At 68.5% G+C, this 23,461-nt stretch carries 23 protein-coding genes; 16 read left to right on the top strand and 7 right to left on the bottom strand.

The features are described 5' to 3' along the window. The first annotated feature begins 95 nt into the window (after positions 1–95). The 5 genes from VFQ64_RS12035 (at position 96) to VFQ64_RS12015 (ending at position 3,908) form a co-directional block, all read left to right on the top strand. A complete protein-coding gene (locus tag VFQ64_RS12035) occupies positions 96–1,568 on the top strand; it encodes a PAS domain S-box protein (protein WP_325103565.1) in 1,473 nt (490 codons plus the stop codon). An 83-nt stretch (positions 1,569–1,651) separates the two neighbouring features. Further along, entirely contained in the window at positions 1,652–2,248 is a 597-nt protein-coding gene (locus tag VFQ64_RS12030) for a sigma-70 family RNA polymerase sigma factor (RefSeq protein ID WP_325103613.1), read from the top strand. Then, positions 2,245–2,925 (top strand): anti-sigma factor, encoded by a 681-nt coding sequence (locus VFQ64_RS12025; protein ID WP_325103564.1) that lies wholly within the window; start codon positions 2,245–2,247, stop codon positions 2,923–2,925. The genes VFQ64_RS12030 and VFQ64_RS12025 overlap by 4 nt, the downstream gene beginning before the upstream one ends. A gap of 81 nt (positions 2,926–3,006) precedes the next feature. Then, positions 3,007–3,561, top strand: a complete 555-nt coding sequence (locus VFQ64_RS12020) for a fasciclin domain-containing protein (RefSeq protein WP_325103612.1) — start codon at positions 3,007–3,009, stop codon at positions 3,559–3,561. A gap of 56 nt (positions 3,562–3,617) precedes the next feature. Further along, complete coding sequence (locus tag VFQ64_RS12015; protein WP_325103563.1) at positions 3,618–3,908, top strand: hypothetical protein; 291 nt, start codon at positions 3,618–3,620, stop codon at positions 3,906–3,908. An 8-nt stretch (positions 3,909–3,916) separates the two neighbouring features. On the opposite strand, the gene VFQ64_RS12010 is transcribed toward VFQ64_RS12015, so the two are convergent. After that, positions 3,917–4,363: a GreA/GreB family elongation factor gene (locus VFQ64_RS12010; protein WP_325103562.1), complete on the bottom strand. Its 447-nt coding sequence runs from the start codon at positions 4,361–4,363 to the stop codon at positions 3,917–3,919. A 148-nt stretch (positions 4,364–4,511) separates the two neighbouring features. Between VFQ64_RS12010 and VFQ64_RS12005 the strand changes: the two genes are divergently transcribed. Further along, on the top strand, positions 4,512–5,825 hold the full coding sequence (locus tag VFQ64_RS12005) for a cation:proton antiporter (RefSeq protein WP_325103561.1): 1,314 nt from the start codon (positions 4,512–4,514) through the stop codon (positions 5,823–5,825). Here VFQ64_RS12005 and VFQ64_RS12000 read toward each other — a convergent pair. From VFQ64_RS12000 to VFQ64_RS11980, 5 genes are read right to left on the bottom strand one after another with little or no spacing between them, the layout of a single operon-like run. Beyond that, on the bottom strand, positions 5,815–6,471 hold the full coding sequence (locus VFQ64_RS12000; RefSeq protein WP_325103560.1) for an HAD family hydrolase: 657 nt from the start codon (positions 6,469–6,471) through the stop codon (positions 5,815–5,817). The genes VFQ64_RS12005 and VFQ64_RS12000 overlap by 11 nt on opposite strands. A 35-nt stretch (positions 6,472–6,506) precedes the next feature. After that, positions 6,507–8,024: a DUF3482 domain-containing protein gene (locus tag VFQ64_RS11995; protein ID WP_325103559.1), complete on the bottom strand. Its 1,518-nt coding sequence runs from the start codon at positions 8,022–8,024 to the stop codon at positions 6,507–6,509. Beyond that, entirely contained in the window at positions 8,021–9,472 is a 1,452-nt protein-coding gene (locus tag VFQ64_RS11990; protein WP_325103558.1) for a DUF2868 domain-containing protein, read from the bottom strand. Before VFQ64_RS11990 ends, VFQ64_RS11995 begins: the two co-directional genes overlap by 4 nt. 6 nt (positions 9,473–9,478) lie before the next feature. Next, positions 9,479–9,724: a glutaredoxin domain-containing protein gene (locus VFQ64_RS11985; protein WP_325103557.1), complete on the bottom strand. Its 246-nt coding sequence runs from the start codon at positions 9,722–9,724 to the stop codon at positions 9,479–9,481. A gap of 47 nt (positions 9,725–9,771) precedes the next feature. Beyond that, positions 9,772–11,055, bottom strand: coding sequence for an MFS family transporter (locus VFQ64_RS11980; protein WP_325103556.1), 1,284 nt, complete (start codon positions 11,053–11,055; stop codon positions 9,772–9,774). Positions 11,056–11,171: 116 nt separating this feature from the next. Here VFQ64_RS11980 and VFQ64_RS11975 point away from each other — a divergent pair, with 116 nt between their 5' ends. Next, on the top strand, positions 11,172–12,071 hold the full coding sequence (locus VFQ64_RS11975) for a dienelactone hydrolase family protein (RefSeq protein ID WP_325103555.1): 900 nt from the start codon (positions 11,172–11,174) through the stop codon (positions 12,069–12,071). Here VFQ64_RS11975 and VFQ64_RS11970 read toward each other — a convergent pair. Next, positions 12,068–13,396: an MFS transporter gene (locus tag VFQ64_RS11970; RefSeq protein ID WP_325103554.1), complete on the bottom strand. Its 1,329-nt coding sequence runs from the start codon at positions 13,394–13,396 to the stop codon at positions 12,068–12,070. The two genes, VFQ64_RS11975 and VFQ64_RS11970, sit on opposite strands and share 4 nt — an antisense overlap. A gap of 112 nt (positions 13,397–13,508) precedes the next feature. Between VFQ64_RS11970 and cyoA the strand changes: the two genes are divergently transcribed. The 9 genes from cyoA to VFQ64_RS11925 all read left to right on the top strand — a co-directional run bounded on the left by cyoA (position 13,509) and on the right by VFQ64_RS11925 (position 23,460). Next, positions 13,509–14,654 (top strand): ubiquinol oxidase subunit II, encoded by a 1,146-nt coding sequence (gene cyoA, locus VFQ64_RS11965; RefSeq protein ID WP_325103553.1) that lies wholly within the window; start codon positions 13,509–13,511, stop codon positions 14,652–14,654. Further along, entirely contained in the window at positions 14,641–16,638 is a 1,998-nt protein-coding gene (gene cyoB / locus VFQ64_RS11960) for a cytochrome o ubiquinol oxidase subunit I (RefSeq protein ID WP_325103552.1), read from the top strand. Before cyoA ends, cyoB begins: the two co-directional genes overlap by 14 nt. A 4-nt stretch (positions 16,639–16,642) precedes the next feature. Further along, positions 16,643–17,296 carry a cytochrome o ubiquinol oxidase subunit III gene (cyoC, locus tag VFQ64_RS11955; RefSeq protein ID WP_325103551.1) on the top strand — a complete coding sequence of 218 codons (654 nt, stop codon included), beginning with the start codon at positions 16,643–16,645 and terminating at the stop codon, positions 17,294–17,296. Further along, on the top strand, positions 17,293–17,628 hold the full coding sequence (gene cyoD, locus VFQ64_RS11950; protein WP_325103550.1) for a cytochrome o ubiquinol oxidase subunit IV: 336 nt from the start codon (positions 17,293–17,295) through the stop codon (positions 17,626–17,628). Before cyoC ends, cyoD begins: the two co-directional genes overlap by 4 nt. Further along, complete coding sequence (locus tag VFQ64_RS11945; protein ID WP_325103549.1) at positions 17,625–18,299, top strand: SURF1 family protein; 675 nt, start codon at positions 17,625–17,627, stop codon at positions 18,297–18,299. Before cyoD ends, VFQ64_RS11945 begins: the two co-directional genes overlap by 4 nt. After that, a complete protein-coding gene (locus VFQ64_RS11940) occupies positions 18,299–19,612 on the top strand; it encodes an ATP-binding protein (protein ID WP_325103548.1) in 1,314 nt (437 codons plus the stop codon). The genes VFQ64_RS11945 and VFQ64_RS11940 overlap by 1 nt, the downstream gene beginning before the upstream one ends. Then, positions 19,609–20,139 carry a response regulator transcription factor gene (locus VFQ64_RS11935; protein ID WP_325103547.1) on the top strand — a complete coding sequence of 177 codons (531 nt, stop codon included), beginning with the start codon at positions 19,609–19,611 and terminating at the stop codon, positions 20,137–20,139. Before VFQ64_RS11940 ends, VFQ64_RS11935 begins: the two co-directional genes overlap by 4 nt. 13 nt (positions 20,140–20,152) lie before the next feature. After that, a complete protein-coding gene (locus VFQ64_RS11930; protein WP_325103546.1) occupies positions 20,153–22,021 on the top strand; it encodes an ABC-F family ATP-binding cassette domain-containing protein in 1,869 nt (622 codons plus the stop codon). A gap of 107 nt (positions 22,022–22,128) precedes the next feature. After that, positions 22,129–23,460, top strand: a complete 1,332-nt coding sequence (locus VFQ64_RS11925; protein ID WP_325103545.1) for a surface lipoprotein assembly modifier — start codon at positions 22,129–22,131, stop codon at positions 23,458–23,460. The last annotated feature ends 1 nt before the right edge of the window (position 23,461 follow it).

The following is a 23,461-nucleotide window of genomic DNA, read 5'->3' as shown; positions in this document are numbered from 1 at the left end:
TTCGGCTGCGGATATTGGTAGAGCTGTACGTTTTTGTTGGTTAACCCGTCACGCGCGGGCGGGAACCGGGGGGTGGTTACGCGTCTTATGCAGGCATGTCGCTCTCCAACTCACTCGCCGGCTCGCCGACCCTGCGCCACCTGGAGCAGCTGGTCGATGGTCTGACCGCGGGGGTGATCCTGGTCGACCCTTCCGGCACGATCCTCAGCGCCAACCCCGCCGCGCTGGAGATGCACGGCGTCCCGTCGCTCGCCGCGCTGGGCGAGACCGCCGATGCCTATTGCCACAACTTTTGTCTGCGCCACCGCAGCGGCGCGCGGCTGGCGCGGCGCGAATATCCGATCATCCGCATGCTGGCGGGCGAGAGCTTTCCCGATCAGGTCGTCGATGTCGCGCCTGCCGATGAGGAGCCGCGCTGGACCCACAGCGTTCACGACGTGGTGATGGACGAGGACGGCGGCGAGCCGGATGTGCTGGCGCTGGTCATCCAGGACGTGTCCGAACGCTATGACGCCGAGGCGCGGTTCGAGGCGATGTTCCAGGCGAACCCGGCGCCCGCGGTCATCCTGCGGCTGGAGGATCAGCGGTTCATCCGCGCCAATGCGGGCTTCCTCGAGCTGACCGGCCATGGCCACGACCGCGTCGTCGGCCGGCATCTGCGCGACTTCGACATCCTCGCCCGCGCCGAGCGCCGCGCGCATGTCGCCGAGCGGATGGAGGCGGGCGCGACGATCCCCCAGGTAGAGGCGGAGCTGTCGCTGCCCGACGGCGACAGCAAGCTCGTCATCCTGGCGGGGCAGCCCATCGAAGTCGCCGACCAGCGCTGCATGCTCTTCACCTTCGCCGATCTGGAGCCGCGCCGCCGTGCCGAACGGGCGCTGCGGGCCAGCGAGCGGCACTTCCAGGCGGCGTTCCGGATGGCGCCGGTAGCGATGGCGATCACGGCGGGCGAGGAGCAGCGCTTCGTGGAGGTTAACGAAGCGTTTCGTCGCCTCGTGGGCCGTTCGTCCGACGAGCTGCTGGGCCGCAGCGCGGACGAGGTGGAGGTGTGGGACGATCCGGAACAGCGGCGCACGGTCGAAGGCGAGATCGCGAAGCGCGGTGGCCTGCGCAACCGCGACGTGCGGCTCCGGCCCAAGGACGCTGCGACCGCGGACTGCCTGTTGTCGGCCGAGCGCATCGCGCTGCGCGGCGACCAATGTGTGCTTTGGTTGTACCAGGACATCACTCAGCGCCGCCACAGCGAGCTGGCGCTGGTCGAGGCGATCGAGGCGGTGATGAAGGACGCAAGCTGGTTCAGCCGCTCGATCATGGACAAGCTGGCGACGCTGCGCACCCCCACCGCGAACGCCCCACCGCCGCCGCAGTCTGACCTCAGCCGCCGCGAGCGCGAGGTGCTGGAGCTGATCGCGCTGGGACTGGACGATCGCGCGATCGCCGAGCGGCTGGGACTGTCGGGCAACACGGTCAGGAATCATGTCTCGCGGCTTTACGCCAAGATCGGCGTCAATCGGCGTAGCGCGGCGGTGATCTGGGCGCGGGAACGCGGGATCGGCGGCGGGGCGTAGAAGCAGACGGAGCGGGCGCTACCCCCGCGCAAACGACCTACCATTCCCTTGAGCAGCTCGACGTGCTCGCCACGAAAGCAGCATTGCCGGTCGGCGGCGCCTTTGCTAGCCATGGCGACGTGAGCACAGATGCCAGTTCCGCGCGCGCGCGATTGACCGAGGCACTCGTGCGAACCGGTGCGGAGGACCGCGCCGCCTTCCGTACCGTATATGATCTGACCGCCGCGAAGCTTTTCGGCATCTGCCTGCGTATCTGTGGTGAAAGGCAGGCTGCCGAAGACGTGTTGCATGACGTGTATCTCCTGGTGTGGCGACGAGCGGGCGCGTTCGAGCCCGGCCGCGCGAGCCCGATTACCTGGCTGGCGACGATCGCGCGCAACCGGGCGATCGACTGGCGTCGCGCGCAGGGAAGCCGCCCGACCGCTCCACTCGAGGACGCGCCCGACACCGCCGACGCGGCGCCACTCGCCAGCGACCAGCTGGAGGCAGCGGGTGAAAGCGCGCGGCTGCACGCCTGTCTGGACGGGCTGGAGGCACAGCAGCGCACCGCCATCCGCACCGCGTTCTTCGACGGCGTTACCTATGCCGAGCTGGCGGAGCGGCAAGCGGTGCCGCTGGGAACGATGAAGAGCTGGGTGCGACGCGGGTTGCAGTCGCTCAAGCGGTGTCTGGCTGCATGACCGAGGGCGAGCACGACATGACCGCCGCCGAACTGGCGCTGGGCCTGCTCGAAGGCGACGAGCGCGCGGCGGCGATGCGGCGTGTTCTGTCCGACCGCGCGTTCGCAGCCGAAGTGGAATGGTGGCGTGCCGAGTTCGCGGTGATGTTCGAGACCATGCCGGACACGCAACCGGCTGCGCATGTGTTCGAGCGCGTGGAGCGGAGCCTCGATGCCCCTGCGACGCCAAGGCAGCCGAACCGTTTGTGGCCGGCCATCGCCGGGCTGACCAGCATGGCCGCGGCGGCGATGCTGGCGCTGATGGTGTTGCGGCCGGAGCCGGCTCCGGTCGTGCCGCAGGCCCCTGCCCTGCTGGCCGCCGCGATCACGCCGACCAAGGCGGGTGAGCCGCTGAGCGCCGTGTACGACGAACGCGCGGGTACGCTGCGCCTGAGTGCGGCCGTGCTCGCGGACGCGCGGCACTCGGCGGAACTGTGGGTGATCGGCGGCGATGGCGTGCCGCATTCGCTGGGCATCCTGCGGCCCGGCGGCGTCACCGCATTGCCGATCGCACCGTCCGATCGCGCACGGATCGCCGCGGCGGCGGTGCTCGCCGTGACCGTGGAGCCGTTGGGCGGCTCGCCGTCGGGGGCGCCGACCGGCCCGATCGTGGCAAAAGGCGCGCTCGCGCGAACATAGGTTACATCGGCGCGTGCATCCGCGGCGCGGTGGTCGCCGTAGCTCTTCCGACGCCCCATCGGGCTCAGAGGAGAAACCATGATGTCTTATCTGTTCCGCACCTCGATCGCCGCCGCCGCGCTGGTGCTCGGCACCGGCTCCGCCGCCTATGCCCAGCGCAATCCGAATGTCGGTGGCGCGCCGATGTACGCCAACAAGAACATCGTCGAGAACGCCGTCAACTCCAAGGATCACACGACGCTCGTCGCCGCCGTCAAGGCCGCCGGCCTGGTCGAGACGCTGAGCGGCCCCGGTCCCTTCACGGTGTTCGCGCCGCGCAACGCCGCGTTCACGAAGCTGCCGGCCGGCACCGTGGACACGCTGCTCAAGCCCGAGAACAAGGGCACCCTGACCACCGTGCTCACCTATCACGTCGTGCCCGGCACGATGACGTCGAAGAGCATCGCCAAGGCGATCAAGGCGGGCCGCGGCAGCGCGACGCTGACGACCGTGCAGGGCGGAACACTGCGCGCGACCATGATGGGCAAGCGGCTGATGCTGACCGACGCGAAGGGCGGCACGTCGCATGTCACGATCGCCGACGTCATGCAGTCCAACGGCGTGATCCATGTGGTCGATACGGTGCTGATGCCCTGATCGGACGCGGGGAGCCTTCATAGGCTCCCCGCTGCCGCCCACCGGAGATCATCCCCATGACCCCGATCCCCTGGCGCGACGACGCCGCGTTGATCCGCACCAATGGCGCAAGCATCCACGACGGTGGCCGTGTCATCGTCGCGGAAGGACCGTTGTACCGCGTGCTCGACATCGCCGACCGCTTGGCGCCGGCCGAGCTCGGCCGCCACTTCATCACCCTGCCCGACCGGCGTACGGCGCCGTTCCGGTTCGAAGGCGAGGCGATCCGCAACCTGCTCGGCCGGCTCGACCGACCGGGGGCGTTGGAACTGCTCAATGCGCGCGGCGCCGCCGCGCTGCGCCGCTGATCGCGCGCTCAGCCGAGCTTGACCAACTCTACCTTGCCGCCGGCGAAAGCCACCTCTTCCCCCTCCATCGCACCCATCAGCGCCCGCGCCAACGGCGCGGACCAAGCGATGAGGCCGGCGGCGGGGTCTGCCTCATCGTCGCCGACGATGGTGTAGACGCAGGTGGTGCCCCTGACCCGCACGGCCACGCGGGCGCCGAAGCCGACCTCATCCGCGGGCGGAGCGGGCGCCACCACGGCGGTGACCGCACGGGTGTGCCAGTAGCGCAGGTCGCGCGCGATCGGCTCGCGTGCTTCGCCCTGAGCGGCGGCGAGCTGCGCCTCCAGCGCCGCGACGCGTTCCTCGATCATCCGCAGCCCGCGCCCGGTCACCAGGTTCGGACCGGGCGGGATCGGTAGCTCAAAGCGCGGCTCGCGATGCTCCTCATCGCTTTCGCGGCGGAAAGCGACGCTCATGCGGAGAAGCACCCATCAGCCATGCCGGGAACGTAGCGGTGCGCGGGCCCGTTTACCATCCGCTGCGGCTTACGCGAAAAGGGCACGGGAGATGAACAGCATAGATCGGCCGGACGGATCTTCGTGATGCGGCCGAGCTGACGCGCGCGTGTTCGAGGATTTCACCAAGGTACCCGATCCGTACATCCTGGCGCTGACCGGCGCTGGTTTGCTGATCGCGCTCGTCGCCTGGTTGCCGCTCGCACTGCGCAAGCTGCCGCTATCGCTGCCGATCGTTTGCATCGGCATCGGCGCCGCCCTGTTCAGCTTCCTGCCGATCCCGCTGCGGCCTCTGCCGGCCAATTACCCGAACTTCGTGGAGCATTTCACCGAGTTCGTGGTCATCATCGCGCTGATGGGCGCCGGCCTGAAGCTGGACCGGGTGTTCAACTGGCAGCGATGGTCGGTCACCTGGCGATTGCTGGGTCCAACGATGCTGCTGACCATCGCCGCGATCACTGCGCTGGGCGTCTATGTCCTGCATCTGCCGTTACCGGTCGCGATCCTGCTGGGCGGCGCGCTTGCCCCGACCGACCCGGTGCTCGCCGCCGATGTGCAGGTGGGGCCGCCTAAGACCGGAGAGGAGGACGAGGTGCGGTTCGGGCTTACCTCCGAAGCCGGCCTGAACGACGGGTTGGCTTTCCCGTTCATCAACCTGGCGGTCGTCCTTGCTGCGGCGGCGACCACCGGCGAGCCGTGGTTCGTCGGATGGGCGTTGCACAGCGTAATGTGGGAGATCGGCGCGGCCGTTGCCATCGGCATATTGGTGGGGAAGGCGTTCGGCTGGATCACCTTTCACATTCCCGCCGAAAGCAAGCTGGCAGCTAGCGGAGACGGGGTGATCGCGATCGCCGCGACGCTGATCACCTATGGCCTGTGCGAGCTTGCGCATTGCTATGGCTTTCTGGGCGTGTTCGTGGCGGCGCTGGCGATCCGTCATGCGCATCGCAGCCACGACTTCCAGCGAGAAATGCACGATTTCACCGAGCAGGTGGAGCGGATCACGATGATGGTCGGGCTGCTGCTGTTCGGCGGCGCGCTGGTCAGTGGCCTCCTTCAGCCAATCGGCTGGATCGAGGCGCTGGTGGCAGGCGTGATCCTGCTCGTCATCCGCCCGGTGACCGGCCTGATCGGGATGATCGGGCTCAAGGCGGATCTTAGCGAAAAACTGACGCTCGCCTTTTTCGGCATCCGCGGCGTCGGCTCCTTCTACTATCTCGCCTATGCGGTGAACCACATGCCAGTGCCCGGCGCCGATCGGCTCTGGGCGTTGATGGGACTGGTGGTGCTGCTGTCGATCCTGATGCACGGGCTGACGGTGACGCCGGTGATGCGCGGTATCGACCGGGCGCACGGACGCGATCCGGACGCCGACGCACCCGAAGCCGATCCGCCAAACGAAAGGGCACCCGCTAGCGGTTGAGCGGCGAGGTGTCGAAGTCGGTGAGCAGTGCCGCGACATCGTTATAGATCGCCACCGCCGCGCTCAGTGCCGCATCCGGGAACCCGCCCGATCGCACCGCGACGCCGGCGATGCCGCACTTGGCCGCCGCGGCGATGTCATAGGGCGTGTCGCCGACCACCAGCGCCTCGCGCGCGTCCACGCCATCGAGCTTGCCCAGCGCCATGGCGAAGATGTCGGGCGCGGGCTTGGTGCTCCCCACATCGTCGGCGGTCGTCGTGGCGACAACGATGTCGCGGGCCGCCAGGAGGTCGAGATAGTGGTCAAGCTCGGCGCCGGATGCCGACGAGGCGAACACCACCTGTCGGCCGGAGTCTCGGACCCGCCGAAGCAGGTCGGACGCGCCGGGAAAGGGACTTACCGTCTCGAGATAGTGCGCCTTGAACAGCGCGCCATGCGCTTCGCCCAGCCGTTCGGCGGTCGTCGCGTCGGCGCCCGGGATCAGCGCGGGGACGAAATGGTCGGCGCCCTTGCCGATCTGATCGTGGATTCGCCGCCGGTCGACCGCCACGCCTTCATCGCGAAAGACCTGCTCCCAGGCGAGGATGTGCAGGTCGTTGCTGTCGACCAGTGTGCCGTCGAGGTCGAAGAGGATGGCCTTGATCATCCCGGCCGAGCGAGCGGGCGGCCGCGATGTTCCGCTCAGCGAAACGCCAGGCCGGAAAGATCGGCGCGGAACGGGCCCGCCGCCTCCACCCGGGGCTCGTCGGCCACCGTCAATTCCGCCGCTAATATCGTCCGCGCCTGCGGATAGAAGCGCGCGAGCAGCTCGGCGGCGGTGCGGCTGAGCAGCCGTTCGAGGTCGCGGCGCAGCGCCTCCGCCGGCTCGCGCTTGCCGGCGTCCCAGATCGCCCGCACCGTGGCCTGGCGAGGGGCCAGCACCTCGGCGATCGCGTCCTGCCAGAAGCTGGGATGCTCGCCCTCCGCCCAGTCGCCCCGCCCCCGCCCCCAATGCGCGACGGCGAGGTAGCGGAGCAGCGCGGACCGCACGAGGCCCGAGAAGAACGCCTCCGACCAGCGCACGCCGGTGCCGTCCTCGCCGCGCGCGAGATTATAGGTGCGCGCGGCGCCGGTCGCTCCCAGTGCGCCGAGCACACCGCCGACCAGCATGCCGCCGCCCAGCGTCAGCCCGCCCGCCGCGATGTCCGCCGCCAGCCCGCCGACGGCACCGGACATCAGCCCGCCGAGCACCGCCGCATAGCCCTCCTTGGCCGGAGCCGACGCCGCGTAATCATCGCGCAGCCGTTTGAGCACTTCGCGGGTCGCGCGGCCCGACAGGCCGTGCGCGTCGATCAGCCGTTCGGTTGAGCGGCGCGTCCCTGCCTCCAGTCGTTCGGCGAGCTTGGCCATCGCGCGGCGAACCTCGGCCGGCTCCTCCTTGCGCATCGACAGGGCTTCGCCGACGCGGTCGCGCCAGTCGCGCTCGGGCGCTTCCTCGCGGTCGGTGGCGGCGGCGGCGAGGGCTTCGGCGAGGATCGCGACCGACTGGTGGAAGCGGGCGACGTTCTTGTCCTGCCACGCCCGGGACAGCTCGGCCATGGCGGGCTGCTTGTCGGGCGCGACCAGCGGCGCGACGGTGTTGAGCAGCGTCCCTTCCTGCACCCAGCAGCGTGCGAACGCATCGAGCGTCAACGCGCCCTCGACCACACCGGCATCCGCCAGCGCACGGCGCCACCGCTCCGCCTCGTCACCCGCGTCGGGGTTGGGGGCGCCGAGCTGATTGAGCAACAGCACCACCGGCTTGCCGACCCAGGCGAGCACTTGCATCTCCAGCGGGACATAGACCGCGTCGGCGGGATCCTCGGCGGCGTTGACCAGGTAGAGAATGACGTCGGCATGGTCGCGGACGTTCCGCACCGCCTGCTGGCTATGCCACAAGGCGCGTTCGCGGAAGCGATCCCAGACCTGCCCCAGGAACCAGCCGATCGGATTGCCCGATGCGCGTAGCCGGCGGAGCAGCCGCGCGGTGTCGCCGAAGCCGGGCGTATCCCAGAGCATCAGCGTGTCGCCACCGGCCTGCAGCATGAGATAGCCGGTCGCGGTGTCGGTGACGTGCGCGGCGTCGCGGACCTCGCCGACGTCCTGCGCCAACAGTGTGCGTACCAGCGTCGTCTTGCCGACGTTGGTATGGCTGACGAGGCTGAGGTTGATCGTGGTCATCGCTTCAGCCCCAGGGTCGGCGAGCGCACCAGCGCGCTTTCGAGGCGACGAACGAGGTTCGCGTCTCTGGCTTGCGAGAGATCGGCGGCGAACGGATGCTCGCCGGTCGTGGCCAGCATCCGCTCCCACGCCTGCCTGCGGACGTCGAGCCGGTCGCCGCCACCGGACCGTTCGCGGAACGCGGCTTCGTCGAGCACGATGCTGAGGGCGGTGCCCCTCCCGGCGAGCAGCTTCTGCACACCCGCCACCAGCGCGCCGTGGTTCTCGGCCTCCGGGGTCGAGCCGAGATTGAACAGGATGACGAGGTGGTCGAGGCCGTCGGTCAGCCGCGCGCGCGCGAGCCATTCCTCCTCCCCGCCATAGGGGATGGGTGCATCGACCTGTGTCCGGGTCCCATCGCCCAGCGCGGCGGTGAGCAGCTCGGCCAGCGTTCGGCGCGTGGTGTCGGGGGGCGTGAAGCCATAGGGCAGCACCCGCACCTCCGCCGCCCCGCCCTGCGCGGCGCGCAGCAGGCGGCGGACGTGGAAATCCTCTCGCCCCGGCACCGGCACACCACGTTTCAGCCGCGCGACATTGCCCCCGCTCGCCATCGCCAGCAGCAGGCGGGGCGCGACGATGAACAGCGCGGCGGTGGCGGCGTAGAGGTGGATCCAGGGGGCGGCCACCTCACCGGGGCCTTCCGACCAGCGCAAGCCGGCGAGGTGTTCGGGCGTCGGCAAGGCGATGCCGGTGACCGCGCTCGCCGGGCCCAGCGCGATGCCGAGCAGCGCGTGGACGGTCGGGGCCTGCAGGAAGGTGCTCTCCCACCCCGCGCGGTATTCGACGCCGAGTGCGCGGAGGTACAGATTGGCGACCACGCCGATCGCGAATGCCGCCGCGCCGAGGTGAAAGCTGCGGCTGACCCGGGCGGTGGTCAGCCGACCGGCGGCACCGATCCAATCGCGTCCGAACCGCGCCAGCGCGCGACCGAGCGGCTGATGTTCGTCGATGCGCGGCCCTGCCCAGCGCGCGATCCAGGCCCCCACCCGCGAGGGGCGCCTGCGCCTCAGCGCCGAGACGATCAGCCAGAGGTAGACCAGTGCGTTCCACGCCAGCATCCCGATCAGCGGAAAGGCGATCAGGTTGAGCCGCTTGCCGTTGCCGACCTCGTTGGTGGCGACGCCCAGCAGCAGCGCCACGCCGGGCACGGCCCACCCCAGCCAGCGCGGCCATTGCGACGCGCGACACGCCTGCTCGATCAACGGAAACCGGGTGGTGAGCCGCCCGAACGCGAACGCCGCGCGCTGCGCCAGGAATCGCTCGTCGCCGTTGCGCGAGGGATCGAAGCCATCAGCCAGTCCGGCCGCGGTCGCCGCCTGCCGGTCCTCGCGGGTCAGGAGGGCCTCGGCGCTATCCTCGATCTCGACCGCGCGGACGAGCAGCACCCGGCGGGCATCGTCCTCGTTCACGCGAGGTCAGGCGCTGGCGAGATACCGTTCGAGGTCATCGCTGCCCCCGATCCGCTCGCCGCCGATGAATATCTGCGGCGTGGTCTGCACGCCCTGCTCGGCCTCGAACGCATCCACCTCGTCGCGGCTCGACAGGATGTGCTCCTCGATCTGGAAGCCCTCGGACTCCAGCATCGCCTTGGCACGTACGCCGAAGGGGCAGACGTGGTCGGGAAGGACCATGCGGTACAGCGTCGCGGTCTTGTCGGTCATGATGCACTCCGTTTCCTTCTAAGCGAACCGCCCGCGCCCCTGTTCCCTCACCCCACGTCCTTCAACAGGTCGGCGCGCCGGGTGTCGGGCATCAGCAGCGCGGTGACCAGCGCGACCGCGCAGATCGCGGTGGCGTACCAGTAGAAGCCGCTCTCGACGCCGGCCTGCTTGAAGCGCAGCGCGATATACTCCGCCGAGCCGCCGAACAGCGCATTGCCGATGCCGTAGGCGAAGCCGACGCCGAGCGCGCGGACGTGGACCGGGAACAGCTCGGCTTTGAAAATGCCGCTGACCGACGTGTAGACGCTGGCGATGGTCAGCGCGACCAGCACCAGCGCGAACGCCGCTCCCGCGCTCTGCACCGTCGCCAGCATCGTCAGCAACGGCACGGTGACGACCGTCGCGAGGGCGGCGAAGATGACGATGTTGGTCTTGCGCCCGATCCGGTCCGACAGCGCGCCGAACAGCGGCTGCATCAGCGCGAACGGGATCAGCACCGCCGTCATCACCCAGTTCGCGGTTTCCTTTGGCAGGCCGGCGGTGATGACCAGGTATTTCTGCATGTAGGTGGTGAAGACGTAGAAGAAGAGCGATCCACCCGCGGTCAGCCCCAGCACGATGACGAAGGCGCGCCAGTGCGGCAGCAGCGCCCGCAGCGTGCCCGCCTCCGCGCCGGTGTTGGGCGCGGTCTCGGGCATGAAGCGGCGGAAGCGGATCACCCACAGCGCCGCAGCGGCGCCGATCGCGAAGGGGATGCGCCAGCCCCAGGCGCGCATCTCCGCGTCCGACAGGAACTGCTGGAGCAGCAGGATGACGGTGAGCGCCAGCAGCTGGCCGCCGATCAGCGTCACATATTGGAAGGACGCCCAAAAGCCGCGCCGCTCCTTGCTCGCGATCTCGCTCATGTAGGTGGCGGCGGTGCCGTACTCGCCGCCGGTGGAGAAACCCTGGATCATGCGGCCGGCAAGCAGCAGCACCGGCGCGCCGACACCGATCGCCGCATAGGTCGGCAGGATCGCGATCAGCGCCGAGCCCGCCGCCATGATCGCGATCGCGATCTGCATCGCATAGCGCCGACCCCGCCGGTCGGCGAGCCGTCCGAAATACCAGCCGCCCAGCGGCCGCATCAGGAAACCGACCGCGAAGATCCCCGACGTGCCGAGCAGCTGCGCGGTCTGGTCGCCCTTGGGAAAGAACTCGGCCGAGAAATATAGCGCGGTGAAGGCGTAGACATAGAAGTCGTACCATTCGACGAGATTGCCCGCCGAGCCGGCGACGATCGCCCGCGTCCGCTGTCCCGCCGTCAGCCCCTCGTTTGCCTCCCCCGTCACGCCGCCCCTCCCCATCGGCACGTCGTCTGTCGGAACGGCGCGAGCGTCAAGCGCGACACGGCTGGATTTGATCGGCTGATGCCCTAGGCTGCTCTGAAGCAAAGTGGAGCAGGACGATGACGGATGAGCGCAAGACGGCAGCGGATTTCCCCCGCGAGGTGCTCACCCTGTTCGACCACTATGTCCATGGCGGGCTCAGCCGTCGCGGGTTCCTGGACGGGTCGGCGCGGGTGCTGGGCAGCGCCGCGGCTGCGACGGCGGTGTTGGGCGCGCTCACCCCCGACTTCGCGGGTGCGCAGGTGATCGCGCCCGACGACAAGCGAATCACGATCGCGCGCGTCGAAATCCCGTCGCCCGCCGGCTCGGGCACGATCCGCGCCTATGTCGCCAAGCCGAAAGGCGCCTCGCGGCGCGCGCGCAAGCCGGTGGTGCTGGTGATCCATGAAAACCGCGGCCTCAACCCGCATATCGAGGACATCGCGCGTCGGCTGGCGACGCATGGCTATATCGCGGTCGCGCCCGACGCACTGACCGCGCTCGGCGGCTATCCCGGCAATGAGGACGCGGCGCGCGCGCTGTTCGGCAAGCTGGACCAGGTCAAGATCTTCGCCGATTTCCTCGCCTCTGCGGCTTGGGCACAGGCGCTGCCCGACGGCAACGGCAAGCTTGGGGCGACGGGCTTCTGCTATGGCGGCGCGATCGTTTCGCGGCTGGCGACGCGGGTGCCGACCTTGCGGGCGGGCGCGCCCTTCTACGGCTCGCCGCCGCCGCTCGACGGCATTCCGGCGATCAAGGCGGAGCTAATCGTCCACCTCGCCGGCAACGACGAGCGCGTGAACGCGCAATGGCCACCGGCCGAGGCGGCGATGAAGGCGGCGGGGACGGCGGCGAAGGTCATCATCTATCCCGGCGTCGAGCACGGCTTCAACAACGACACCACGCCGCGCTTCAACAAGGAGGCCGCCGACCTTGCCTGGGCGCGGACGCTGGCGCTGTTCAGGAAGCATCTGGGCTAGGCGCGGCGGGCATAGTCCTTGTTAATCGTCAGCGCCGCCAGCGTGCAGATCACGCCCGACAGCAGGTACAGCCCGACCGACCACAGCCCCACCCGGCTTGCCAGGAACAGCGCGATCAGCGGCGCGAAGCCCGCGCCCAGGAACCAGGCGGAATTGGCGACGATCGCAGCACCCGTATAGCGGCTGTGCGCCGGGAAGCGGTCGTTGACCACGCCCGACGACTGGCCGAAGGCGAGCCCGAGCAGCACGAAGCCGGTGCCCATGTAGAGGACCTCGCCCCACGGCCCGGCGTTCAGCAGCTGCGGCGCGAAGCCGCTATAAACGCCGATCAGCACCGCCGACACGCCCAGCACCGCCCGCCGCCCGACCCGGTCGGCGATCACCCCCGACGCGACCATCGCCAACAACCCGATCACCGCCCCGCCCGCCTCGATCAGCAGGAAGCGCTCGGCCGTGTCCTGCCCGCTCAGTGTCACCCAGGAGAGCGGGAACACGGTCACAAGGTGGAACAGCGCGAAGCTGGCAAGCGGCGCGATGGAGCCGAGCAGGATCGTCCGCCACTCACCGAACAGCGTCCGAAAGGCCGGCGACGGCTGTAGCTCGCGCGTCTCGAACAGGCGCGTGAACTCGGGCGTCGCGACGATCCGCAGCCGCGCGAACAGCGCCACCACGTTGATCGCCAGCGCCACGAAGAACGGATAGCGCCAGCCCCAGCCGAGGAAATCCTCCGGCGTCAGCAGCACCAGAAAATATGCGAACAGCCCGGCCGCCACGATCAGCCCGAGCGGCGCGCCGAGCTGCGGGATCATCGCATACCAGCCGCGCTTGTGCTCGGGCGCGTTGAGCGAGAGCAGCGAGGGCAGCCCGTCCCAAGCACCCCCCAGCGCCATGCCCTGCCCGAACCGGAACACACCCAACAGGACCGCCGAGGCGGAGCCGATCTGCGCATAGCCGGGCAGCAGCGCGATCGCCATGGTCGAGCCGCCGAGCAGGAACAGCGACACCGTCAGCTTGACGCCGCGGCCATATTTCCTGTCCATCCACATGAAGACCAGCGTGCCGAACGGCCGCGCGGCGAAGGCGATCGCGAACAGCCCGAACGAATAGAGCGTGCCGGTGACCGCATCGACATAAGGGAAGACCAACGCGGGAAACACCAGCACCGAGGCGATGGCATAGACGAAGAAGTCGAAGAACTCGCTCGTCCGCCCGATCACCACCCCGATCGCGATCTCGCTCGGTGCGATCTTGTGCTCGCGCGCGTTGACCAGTCTCGCGTCCCGCTCCAGGGGCGTGGAATTGGCTATCGCGGTGTCTGCGCTCATGTTGCCGATCCAGTCCGGTCCATGCCCGCCCCCATGCCCTACCGGGCGCGGACGCGGGATAGGACAAACTGTCCAATACCCGGCAAGTTCTCCAGGGACTAGCTCCCAGCCCATGCGCGGATCGCACCTTCTCCGCTGGGCCGCCGTGCCGCTCGGGCTATTGCTGGCCGGGTGCGATATGGTGGTGATGAACCCGACGGGTGACATCGCGGTCCAGCAGCGCAACCTGATCCTGATCGCCACCGCGCTGATGCTGCTGGTGATCGTGCCGGTCATGATCCTGACGGTGGTGTTCGCCTGGCGCTATCGGGCCAGCAACCGCGACGCGACCTACGACCCAGACTTCGATCACTCGACCTCGCTGGAGTTGGTGATCTGGTCGGTGCCGCTGCTCATCATCATCGTGCTCGGCGCGGTCACCTGGTCGAGCACCCACCTGCTCGATCCCTTCCGCCCGCTCGACCGCATCTCGGCGGGGCGGCCGCTGGCGAAGAACGCCCGGCACATGGAGGTGCAGGTGGTGGCGCTCGATTGGAAGTGGCTGTTCATCTATCCCGAACAGGGCATCGCCACGGTCAACGAGCTGGCGCTGCCGGTCGACGTGCCGGTGCGCTTCTCGATGACCTCGTCGAGCCAGATGAACACCTTCTACGCGCCCACGCTGGCGGGGATGATCTACGCGATGCCTGGCATGGATTCGAAGCTCCACGCGGTGCTCAACAAGCCGGGCGAGAGCTGGGGCTATTCGGGCAACTATACCGGCGCGGGGTTTTCGGACATGCGCTTCAAGCTGCGCGGGCTGTCGCCGGCTGACTTCGCCGCCTGGGTGCAACGGGTAAAAGCGGGCGGCGGTGTGCTGGAAGCGCGGCGCTTCATCTCCTTGGAGCAGCCGAGCGAGAAGGTGCCGCCGATGTATTTCGGCGCGGTCCAGCCGGACCTCTTCTATCGCGCCCTCAACCGCTGCGTCGCACCAGGCAAGCCGTGCATGACCGAGGTGATGAGGGCGGACATGCGGCGTGGCGGCGGCAACCCGCACGACACGCGCGCCGGCGCCGGCACCGCGCCGGGCCGCGCGTCCGCGCCAATGCACGGCGACAAGCCGACGCCGGCGCTGATGAAGGCGCCCCAGGACAAGGGCTCCGGCCCCAACGTCACCGCGCCGCCCAAGGCACGCGCGCCCGGCCAGACCGATCCGGGCCACGGCCACAACCGCGACATGTCGGCCCTGCCGCAACGGACCCATCATGCCCGAGTCTAGCATCTTCAAGACGATCTTCGGTCGCCTGACCTGGGAATCCTTCCCGATCCACGAGCCGATCCTGCTCGTCACCTTTGCCGTCGTCGTGCTGCTCGGGCTCGGCATCGTCGGGGCGGTGACGAAGTACCGGCTGTGGGGCTGGCTGTGGCGCGACTGGTTCACGACCGTGGACCACAAGAAGATCGGGATCATGTACCTGATCCTGGGCATCATCATGCTGCTGCGCGGCTTTGCCGACGCGCTGATGATGCGCGCGCAGCAGGCGATCGCGTTCGGCGGCAATGAGGGGTATCTGAACGCCCACCATTACGATCAGATCTTCACCGCGCACGGCACGATCATGATCTTCTTCGTCGCCATCCCGCTGATCGCCGGCATCATCAACTATGTGATGCCGCTGCAGATCGGCGCGCGCGACGTGGCGTTCCCGTTCCTCAACAATCTCAGCTTCTGGCTGACCGTCGCGGGCGCGCTGCTGGTCATGACGAGCCTGTTCGTCGGCGAGTTCGCGCGCACGGGGTGGCTCGGCTACGCGCCCCTATCGGGGCTGGCCTACAGTCCCGACACGGGCGTCGATTACTACCTTTGGGCGTTGCAGATCGCCGGTCTCGGCACGACGCTGTCGGCGATCAACATCGTCGCCACGATCATCAAGATGCGCGCGCCGGGCATGACGATGATGAAGATGCCGATCTTCTGCTGGACGGCCTTGTGCAGCCAGGTCCTTGCGGTCGCGATCTTTCCGATCCTCACCGCCACCTTCGGTATGCTGACGCTCGACCGGTACGTCGGCACCAACTTCTTCACCAACGAGCTTGGTGGCAATCCGATGATGTACTGGAACCTGGTGTGGATCTGGGGGCATCCGGAGGTCTATGTCCTGATCCTGCCCGCATTCGGCATCTATTCGGAGATCACGTCGACCTTCACCGGCAAGCGATTGTTCGGCTATTCGTCGATGGTCTATGCGACGGTGGTCATCACGATCCTGAGCTACCTCGTCTGGCTGCATCACTTCTTCACGATGGGCTCGGGTGCCACCGTCAACTCCTTCTTCGGCATCGCGACGATGGTGATCTCGATCCCCACGGGCGCGAAGATCTTCAACTGGTTGTTCACGATGTATCGCGGCCGCATCCGGTTCGAGCTGCCGATGATGTGGGTGGTCGCTTTCATGCTGACCTTCGTGGTCGGTGGCATGACGGGCGTGCTGCTGGCGGTCCCGCCGGCCGACTTCGTGCTCCACAACTCGCTGTTCCTGGTCGCGCACTTCCACAACGTCATCATCGGCGGCGTCGTGTTCGCGATGTTCGCAGGGATGGTCTACTGGTTCCCCAAGGCATTCGGCTTCAAGCTCGATCCATGGTGGGGCAAGGTCGGGTTCTGGGGCTGGGTGATCGGCTACTGGGTCGCCTGGACGCCCATCTACATCGCCGGGCTGATGGGCACGACGCGCCGCGTCCGCCACTTCGATGATCCCTCGTTGCAGATCTGGTTCGTGATCGCCGCGATCGGCGCGGTCATCATCGGCATCGGCATCCTGGGCTTCATCATGAGCATCGTCATGGGCGTGGTCCGCCGCGACCGCTTGCGCGACACCACCGGCGACCCGTGGGACGGCCGCACGCTCGAATGGTCCACCAGCTCGCCGCCCCCGGCCTACAACTTCGCATTCACGCCGGTCATCCACGATCTCGACGCGTGGTACGACATGAAGTCGCGCGGGTATAACCGCCCGGCCGACGGATACCGGCCGATCCACATGCCGAAGAACACCGCAACCGGCATGATCCTGTCCGCTCTCGCGTTGGCGGGGGGCTTCGGCATGGTTTGGTACATGTGGTGGCTGGCAATCGCCGCGTTCGTCGGGCTGGTCGGCGTCGTGATCTGGCACAGCTTTGATTATGCGCGCGATTACTTCATCTCTGCCGAGGACGTAGCGCGGATCGAGGGCGCCCGCGCGGCGCCAGCAACGGGAGCCTGAGGCGATGGCGACGCCGGCCCCCCCGATTGACGCACAGGCCGAGGCGCAGGCGCGCGAGATCACCTGGCACCTGACGGACGAGGACGATCACGGCCACACGGATAACAGTCCGACGGTGCTCGGCTTCTGGATCTACCTGATGAGCGACGCGCTCATCTTCGCCGGGCTGTTCGCGACCTATGGTGTGCTGTCGACCAGCTATGCCGGCGGGCCGGTGCCGCGCGAGATCTTCGCCCTGCCGCTGGTCGCGCTCAACACCGGGCTGCTGCTGGTGTCGTCGCTGACCTTCGGAATGGCGATGCTGGCCATGGAGGACGGCAAGCTGGCCGCCGTGCGCCTGTGGCTGGCGGTCACCGCGCTGTTCGGCTTGGGCTTCGTCGGTATCGAACTGTACGAGTTCGCGACCCTGATCGGCGAGGGCGCGACGCCGCAGCGCAGCGCCTTCCTGTCGGGCTTCTTCACTCTGGTCGCCACGCACGGGCTGCATGTCACCGCCGGGCTGATCTGGATCGCGGTGATGCAGGTGCAGCTCGCCCAACGCGGGCTGATCCCCGACAATCGCCGGCGGCTGATCTGCCTGTCGATGTTCTGGCACTTCCTGGACATCATCTGGATCGGCGTCTTCACCTTCGTTTATCTGTTCGGAGTGCTCCGGTGAGCGAGGTTCAAGCGCAACCCCATGGCAGCCGCCGCGGGTACCTAGTCGGCTTCCTGCTGTCGGTGGTGCTGACCGCGATCCCCTTCTGGCTGGTGATGACCGGGGTGCTCAATAGCGTATCGGCCACCGCGATCGCAATCTTCGCGTGCGCCGCCGCGCAGATCGTCGTCCATGTGCTGTGCTTCCTGCATCTCGACACCCGGTCGGAGGGGGGCTGGACGCTGATCGCCTTCCTGTTCACGGTTGTGATCGTCGCGATCACGGTCGGTGGCTCCGTCTGGGTCATGTATCACATCAACACCAACACCATGCCAGGCATGGGGCCGATGTGACCGGGCGCCGGGGGCTTGCGGTCCCGCTGGCGATCGGCGCGCTGCTGATCGCCGGGCTGCTGGCGCTCGGCACTTGGCAGGTGCAGCGGCGTGCGTGGAAGCTGGACCTGATCGCGCGGGTAGAGCGCCATCTGGCGAATGCGCCCGTCCCTGCCCCACCTGCCGCGCGAGCGGAGGAGGCGTACCGCCGTGTCTGGTTGAGCGGGCGGTTCCTGCATGATCGCGAGACGAAGGTGCAGGCGCTGACCGAGCGCGGCGCGGGGTTCTGGTTGCTCACCCCGCTGGTCACCGACCGCGGCACGGTACTGGTCAACCGCGGATTCGTGCCCCTGGAACGCGTCGCGGTGAGCCGCCCGGCCGGAACGGTACGCGTCACCGGACTGCTCCGCCTGAGCGAAGTCGGCGGCGGCTTCCTGCGCACCAACGATCCCGTCGCCGGCCGCTGGTATTCCCGCGATGTCGCGGCGATCGAACAAAGACAGGGGTTGCGACTCCTGCCCTATTTCGTCGACGCGGATGCGACGCCGAACCCCGGCGGCTATCCGGTCGGGGGCCTGACCGTGGTAGCCTTCCGCAACCATCACCTCGTCTATGCGCTCACCTGGTACGCGCTCGCGGCACTGACTGCCTGGGCGATGGTCCTTCTGGTGCGGATGCGGAGGACGGGCTGATGGACACGCCGTTGCTCGCCCTCACCCGCCGGCGGCTCAGCGGCGGTCCAACTTTGTCGTCGGCGGAGCACAACGACAACATGCGCCAGCTGATCCAGCTGCGCTGGCTGGCTGTCGCCGGCCAGTGCGCGACGGTGCTGGTTTGCGCGTATCTCCTACACATCCCCTTGCCGGTCACCGCGATGCTGGCGGTGATCGCCGCCGCCGCGGTCGTAAACCTGCTGAGCGCGCCTTTGCTGCGCCGGCACCAGGTGCGGCAGGGCGAGCTGCTGCTGGCGCTGCTGTTCGACGTCGGCACACTGACGCTGCAGTTGTACCTGAGCGGTGGCGCGAGCAACCCGTTCGTCGCGCTGTTCCTGCTGCAGGTCGTGCTGGGCGCGATCCTGCTCGAGCGCTGGGCGAGCTGGGTGATCGTCGGGGTGACCGGCGTCAGCTATGCGGGGCTGATCGCGTGGTACCTGCCGCTGCGGTACCCGCCCAACCTGCTGTCCGAGGTCGGCGGGTTGCGCCTGCTCGGCAGCTGGCTGTGCTTCGCGATGGTCGGCGTACTCCTGGTTCTGTTCGTCACCCGCATCATCCGCAACCTGCGCGTTCGCGACGCGCGCGTGGCGGAGTTGCGCGCCCGGGCCGCGCAGGAGGACCATCTCGTCCGCCTGGGCCTGTTCGCCAGCGGCGCGGCGCACGAGCTCGGCACTCCGCTGGCGACGCTTTCGGTGATCCTGAGCGACTGGCGGCGGGAGCCGGCGCTCGCCGCCGACCCCGCCCTGGCGGCGGAGATCGCCGAGATGCAGGCGGAGGTGCAGCGCTGCAAGGCGATCGTCACCGACGTACTTCACTCCGTCGGCGAACTGCGCGAGGACGCGCCCGACCGAGTCGCGGCCGCCGGCTTCCTGGCCGAGACCGTCGCGGCGTGGCGCGCACTGCACCCGACGGCGCGACTGTCGCACGAAAATGCGCTGGATGACCGGCTCGCCATCGCCGCCGACCCGGCGCTGCGGCAGGCGATCTGGAACGTCCTAGACAATGCCGCGGAGGTCTCGCCGGACGCGTTGACGCTGACCAGCAAGGTAGAGGACGATGTCATGATCGTCGCGGTGGCGGATCGCGGGCCGGGCTTTGCCGCCCAGGTCCTCGCGGAGGTCGGCAACCCCCAGCGCTCGCGTAAGGGCGCCGGCCACGGCGTCGGCCTCTTCCTGGTCGCCAGCGTGGTGCGCAAACTGGGGGGAACGCTCGCCGCCGCCAACCGACCCGGCGGCGGCGCTGCCGTCACCATCCGCCTGCCGCTCGCCAGCATCGGGATCGCCGCACCATGATCGACCGCAGCCTGTTCATCGTGGAGGACGACGCGACTTTTGCGAACGCCCTCTCGCGCTCCTTCATTCGGCGCGGCTATCAGGCGCAGGTCGCGAACAGTCCGGAGGCTCTGAACGCGCTACTCGCCACCGGTACGCCCCGCTTCGCGATCGTGGACCTGAAGCTCGGCACCGCCTCCGGACTGGAATGCGTCAAGCGGCTCCATGCTGCTGATCCTACGACGCTGATCGTGGTGCTGACCGGCTATGCCAGCATCGCCACAGCCGTGGAGGCGATCAAGCTCGGCGCCTGCCACTATCTCGCCAAGCCTTCGAACACTGACGATATCGAGGCGGCGTTCGGCAAGGCCGGCGGCGACGTGTCCGCCCCGATCACCCCGCGCGCGACGTCGCTCAAGACGCTGGAATGGGAGCGGATCAACGAGATCCTGGCGGAAACCGGCTTCAACATCTCCGAAACGGCCCGCCGCCTGGGGATGCACCGCCGTACGCTCGCGAGGAAGCTGGAGAAAAAGCAGGTGAGCTGATAGGAGCCCGCCCGTGCTCAACATCAACGACATCACCGTGCGGCTCGGCGGCCGCACCATCATCGACCGCGCCTCGGCCAAGCTGCCGCCGCGCGGCCGCATCGGGCTGATCGGCCGCAACGGCGCGGGCAAGACGACGCTGGTGCGCGTCATCGCCGGCATGCTGGAGCCCGACACCGGCTCGCTCGACATGCCGCGTGGCGCTCGTCTGGGCTATATCGCACAGGAGGCACCGGGCGGCGAGGCGACGCCGTTCGAGACGGTACTCGCCGCCGACACCGAGCGCGCGGCGCTGCTGGCGGAGTCCGAGGAGAGCGAGGATCCTGACCGGCTTGGCACCATCCACGAGCGGCTCAACGCGATCGATGCGCATTCCGCCGGCGCGCGGGCGGCGCGGATTCTTGTCGGCCTCGGTTTCGACGAGGAAGCGCAGCATCGGCCGCTGGAAAGCTTCTCCGGCGGCTGGCGGATGCGCGTCGCGCTCGCCTCGCTGCTGTTCTCCAAGCCCGACCTGCTGCTCCTCGACGAGCCCTCGAACCATCTCGACCTCGAAGCCGTCATGTGGCTCGAAAGCTTCCTGCGCGACTATCCCGCCACCATCGTGCTGGTCAGCCACGAGCGCGACTTCCTCAACAACGTCGTCGACCACATCCTCCATTTGGGCTCGGGCAAGCTGACGCTCTATCCGGGCGGCTACGACGCGTTCGAGCGGCAGCGCGCCGAGCGGCAGGCGCAGTTGGCGTCGGCGCGGGTCAAGCAGCAGGCGGAACGCGAGAAGCTGCAGGACTATGTCGCCCGCAACTCCGCCCGCGCATCGACGGCCAAGCAGGCGCAGAGCCGCGCCAAGATGCTTGCCAGGATGCAGCCGATCGCCGAGATGCTCGACGATCCATCGTTGCAGTTCGACTTCCCCAACGCCGACCAGCTGCGCCCGCCGCTGATCACGCTCGACATGGCGGCGGTCGGCTACACCGACACGCCCGTGCTGCGCCGGCTCAACCTGCGCTTCGATCCCGACGACCGCATCGCGCTGCTCGGCCGCAACGGCAACGGCAAGACCACGCTCGCCCGCCTGCTCGCCGCCCAGCTGACGCCGATGGAGGGCGCGATGGCGGCGTCGGGCAAGATGCGCGTCGGCTATTTCACCCAGTATCAGGTCGAGGAGCTCGATCGCGACGAGACGCCGCTCCAGCACATGACGGCGCTGATGCGCGGCGCCAACCCCTCGGCGGTGCGCGCGCAGCTCGGCCGCTTCGGCTTTTCGGGGCAAAAGGCGACGACGGAGGTTGGCAAGCTGTCGGGCGGCGAGCGCGCGCGCCTCGCGCTGGCGCTGATCACCCGCGACGCGCCGCACCTGCTGATCCTGGACGAGCCGACGAACCACCTCGACGTCGACACCCGCGAGGCGCTGATCCAGGCGCTCGCGGGCTTCGAAGGCGCGGTGGTGATCGTCAGCCACGACCGTCACATGATCGAGACCGTCGCCGACCGGCTGGTGCTGGTCGACGGGGGTGCTGCGACCGAGTTCGACGGCACGGTCGACGACTACGTCCAGATGATCCTGTCCAAGGATGGTGGCGGCGGCAAGAAGGTATCCGCCGCCGATCGCAAGCAGGCGAAACGCGCGGCCGCCGAGGCGCGTGCGGAAAGCCATGCGCTGGCACAGCGCGCCAAGGTCGTGGAGACCGAACTCGCCAAGCTCAACACGCAGCGCAGCGCCGTCGATCGCGCGATGTTCGATTCCAGCAGCGCCGACCCGACCCTCGCCAAGCTGACCATGACCGAGTTGATGAAGCGCCGCGCCGAGCTGGACAAGACGATCGGCGGGCTGGAGGCGGAGTGGATGGAGGCCAGCGAGAAGCTGGACCGCGTCGCCGCCTGAGAAATCCGCGCTAGCGCCAAACCTGTCCGCCTTTGTAAGTCGAACGGCACGGCGGTCCGAAATACAAGCTGACCCGAGGCCATGGGGATGGCCGGGAGGGGACGCTTGTGCAGACCAGAGCAATTCTTCGCGCGTTGACGCTTGCCGGCACCGGGCTGGCCGCGTGCGCGCTCGCCGCGCCGGCGCGGGCGGAGGTGGACGAGACCGTCAAGCAGGCGCTGGCGCTGCACGGCGCCGGCAAGGCGGAGGAGGCCTATCGCCTGCTCCAGCCGCAGGCGGAGAAGCGGGCGGGCGATCCCGACTTCGATTACGCGCTGGGCCTCGCCGCCGCCGATAGCGGTCATCGCGGCGAGGCGCTGCTGGCGCTGCAACGGGTGCTGGCGCTGCAGCCCAACAACGCAGCCGCGCGCGCCGAGATCGCCCGGGTCTATGCCATGTCGGGCGATGTCGACACCGCCAGGGCGCAGTTCGACACCGTGCTGCAGGACCCGTCCCTGCCCGATCCCGTCCGCCAGCGGTTCACGCGGATGGTGCGCGACTATGACAAGCAGATCGCGGGCGGCGGCTCCGACCTGTCGGGTTTCCTCGATGCGTCGGCCGGATACGACAGCAACATCAACTCCGCGACCGACCTGACGCAGATCACCATTCCGCTGTTCGCCGTGTTCGGCCCCGGCGCGCTCGGGCCCGGCAGCCGCGCCAGCGAGGACGGCTATTACGAGATCAGCGGCGGCCTGTCCGCGGTCACCGCGGTCGGCCGCCAGGACCGGCTGTTCGCGAGTGCGCTGGGCAGCTGGCACGACAATTTCGAATCCGGCGGTTTCGACCAGGGCAGCGTCACCGGTACGGCCGGGTTCGCGCACAGCTTCGCCAATCGCGATACCTTGTCGCTGTCCGGCCAGGTGCAGCAGTTCTGGCTCGGCACCGACAGCTATCGCCAGGCGTTCGGCGCCATCGGCCAGTACACGCACCTGCTCGACGGCGGCCGCGCCCTGTCGGTCTCCGCGCAATATTTCCGGCTCAACTTCGACCGCCAGCCGCTGCTCGACGCCCACCGCGTCGGCGCCGCGATCACCTATGCGGAGCGGACCTTTGTCGCCTCGCTGTCGGGCGGCCATGAGGAAACGGTGCGCCAGGCCGGCGATGCGCAGTCCAACAGCTATGCCGACGCCAGCATCGGCATAGAGCAGCCGCTGGGCAGACGACTGGCGTTCGTCGGCGGTGTCGCGCTCAACGCCCGGCGCTACGACGACATAGACGTGCTGTTCCTGCGCAAGCGCCACGACGAGCGGATCGACGCGTCGGCGGGGCTGAAGCTGCTGGTCGCGGACAATGTCTATATCCGCCCGCGCGTCACCTACACTCGCAATTTCAGTAACATAGCACTGTACGACTACGACCGGCTGACCGCCAGCGTCGGCGTCCGCTTCGAATTCTAAG

This window comes from Sphingomonas sp. (genome assembly GCF_035714405.1).
Classification (GTDB): domain Bacteria; phylum Pseudomonadota; class Alphaproteobacteria; order Sphingomonadales; family Sphingomonadaceae; genus Sphingomonas.
The sequence above is the reverse complement of the archived record's forward strand: the minus strand, read 5'-3'. Positions and strand labels throughout refer to the sequence as shown.

Excerpts from the sequence above, each read along its gene's own strand:
- VFQ64_RS12035 (WP_325103565.1), top strand. The coding sequence starts at position 96 with ATGTCGCTCTCCAACTCACTCGCCGGCTCGCCGACCCTGCGCCACCTG.
- VFQ64_RS11970 (WP_325103554.1), bottom strand. The coding sequence starts at position 13,396 with ATGAGCGCAGACACCGCGATAGCCAATTCCACGCCCCTGGAGCGGGAC.
- cyoB (WP_325103552.1), top strand. The coding sequence starts at position 14,641 with ATGCCCGAGTCTAGCATCTTCAAGACGATCTTCGGTCGCCTGACCTGG.
- VFQ64_RS12025 (WP_325103564.1), top strand. The coding sequence starts at position 2,245 with ATGACCGAGGGCGAGCACGACATGACCGCCGCCGAACTGGCGCTGGGC.
- VFQ64_RS11935 (WP_325103547.1), top strand. The coding sequence starts at position 19,609 with ATGATCGACCGCAGCCTGTTCATCGTGGAGGACGACGCGACTTTTGCG.
- VFQ64_RS11975 (WP_325103555.1), top strand. The coding sequence starts at position 11,172 with ATGACGGATGAGCGCAAGACGGCAGCGGATTTCCCCCGCGAGGTGCTC.
- cyoA (WP_325103553.1), top strand. The coding sequence starts at position 13,509 with ATGCGCGGATCGCACCTTCTCCGCTGGGCCGCCGTGCCGCTCGGGCTA.
- VFQ64_RS12020 (WP_325103612.1), top strand. The coding sequence starts at position 3,007 with ATGTCTTATCTGTTCCGCACCTCGATCGCCGCCGCCGCGCTGGTGCTC.
- VFQ64_RS12000 (WP_325103560.1), bottom strand. The coding sequence starts at position 6,471 with ATGATCAAGGCCATCCTCTTCGACCTCGACGGCACACTGGTCGACAGC.
- VFQ64_RS11985 (WP_325103557.1), bottom strand. The coding sequence starts at position 9,724 with ATGACCGACAAGACCGCGACGCTGTACCGCATGGTCCTTCCCGACCAC.
- VFQ64_RS11940 (WP_325103548.1), top strand. The coding sequence starts at position 18,299 with ATGGACACGCCGTTGCTCGCCCTCACCCGCCGGCGGCTCAGCGGCGGT.
- VFQ64_RS12015 (WP_325103563.1), top strand. The coding sequence starts at position 3,618 with ATGACCCCGATCCCCTGGCGCGACGACGCCGCGTTGATCCGCACCAAT.
- VFQ64_RS12010 (WP_325103562.1), bottom strand. The coding sequence starts at position 4,363 with ATGAGCGTCGCTTTCCGCCGCGAAAGCGATGAGGAGCATCGCGAGCCG.
- VFQ64_RS11995 (WP_325103559.1), bottom strand. The coding sequence starts at position 8,024 with ATGACCACGATCAACCTCAGCCTCGTCAGCCATACCAACGTCGGCAAG.
- cyoC (WP_325103551.1), top strand. The coding sequence starts at position 16,643 with ATGGCGACGCCGGCCCCCCCGATTGACGCACAGGCCGAGGCGCAGGCG.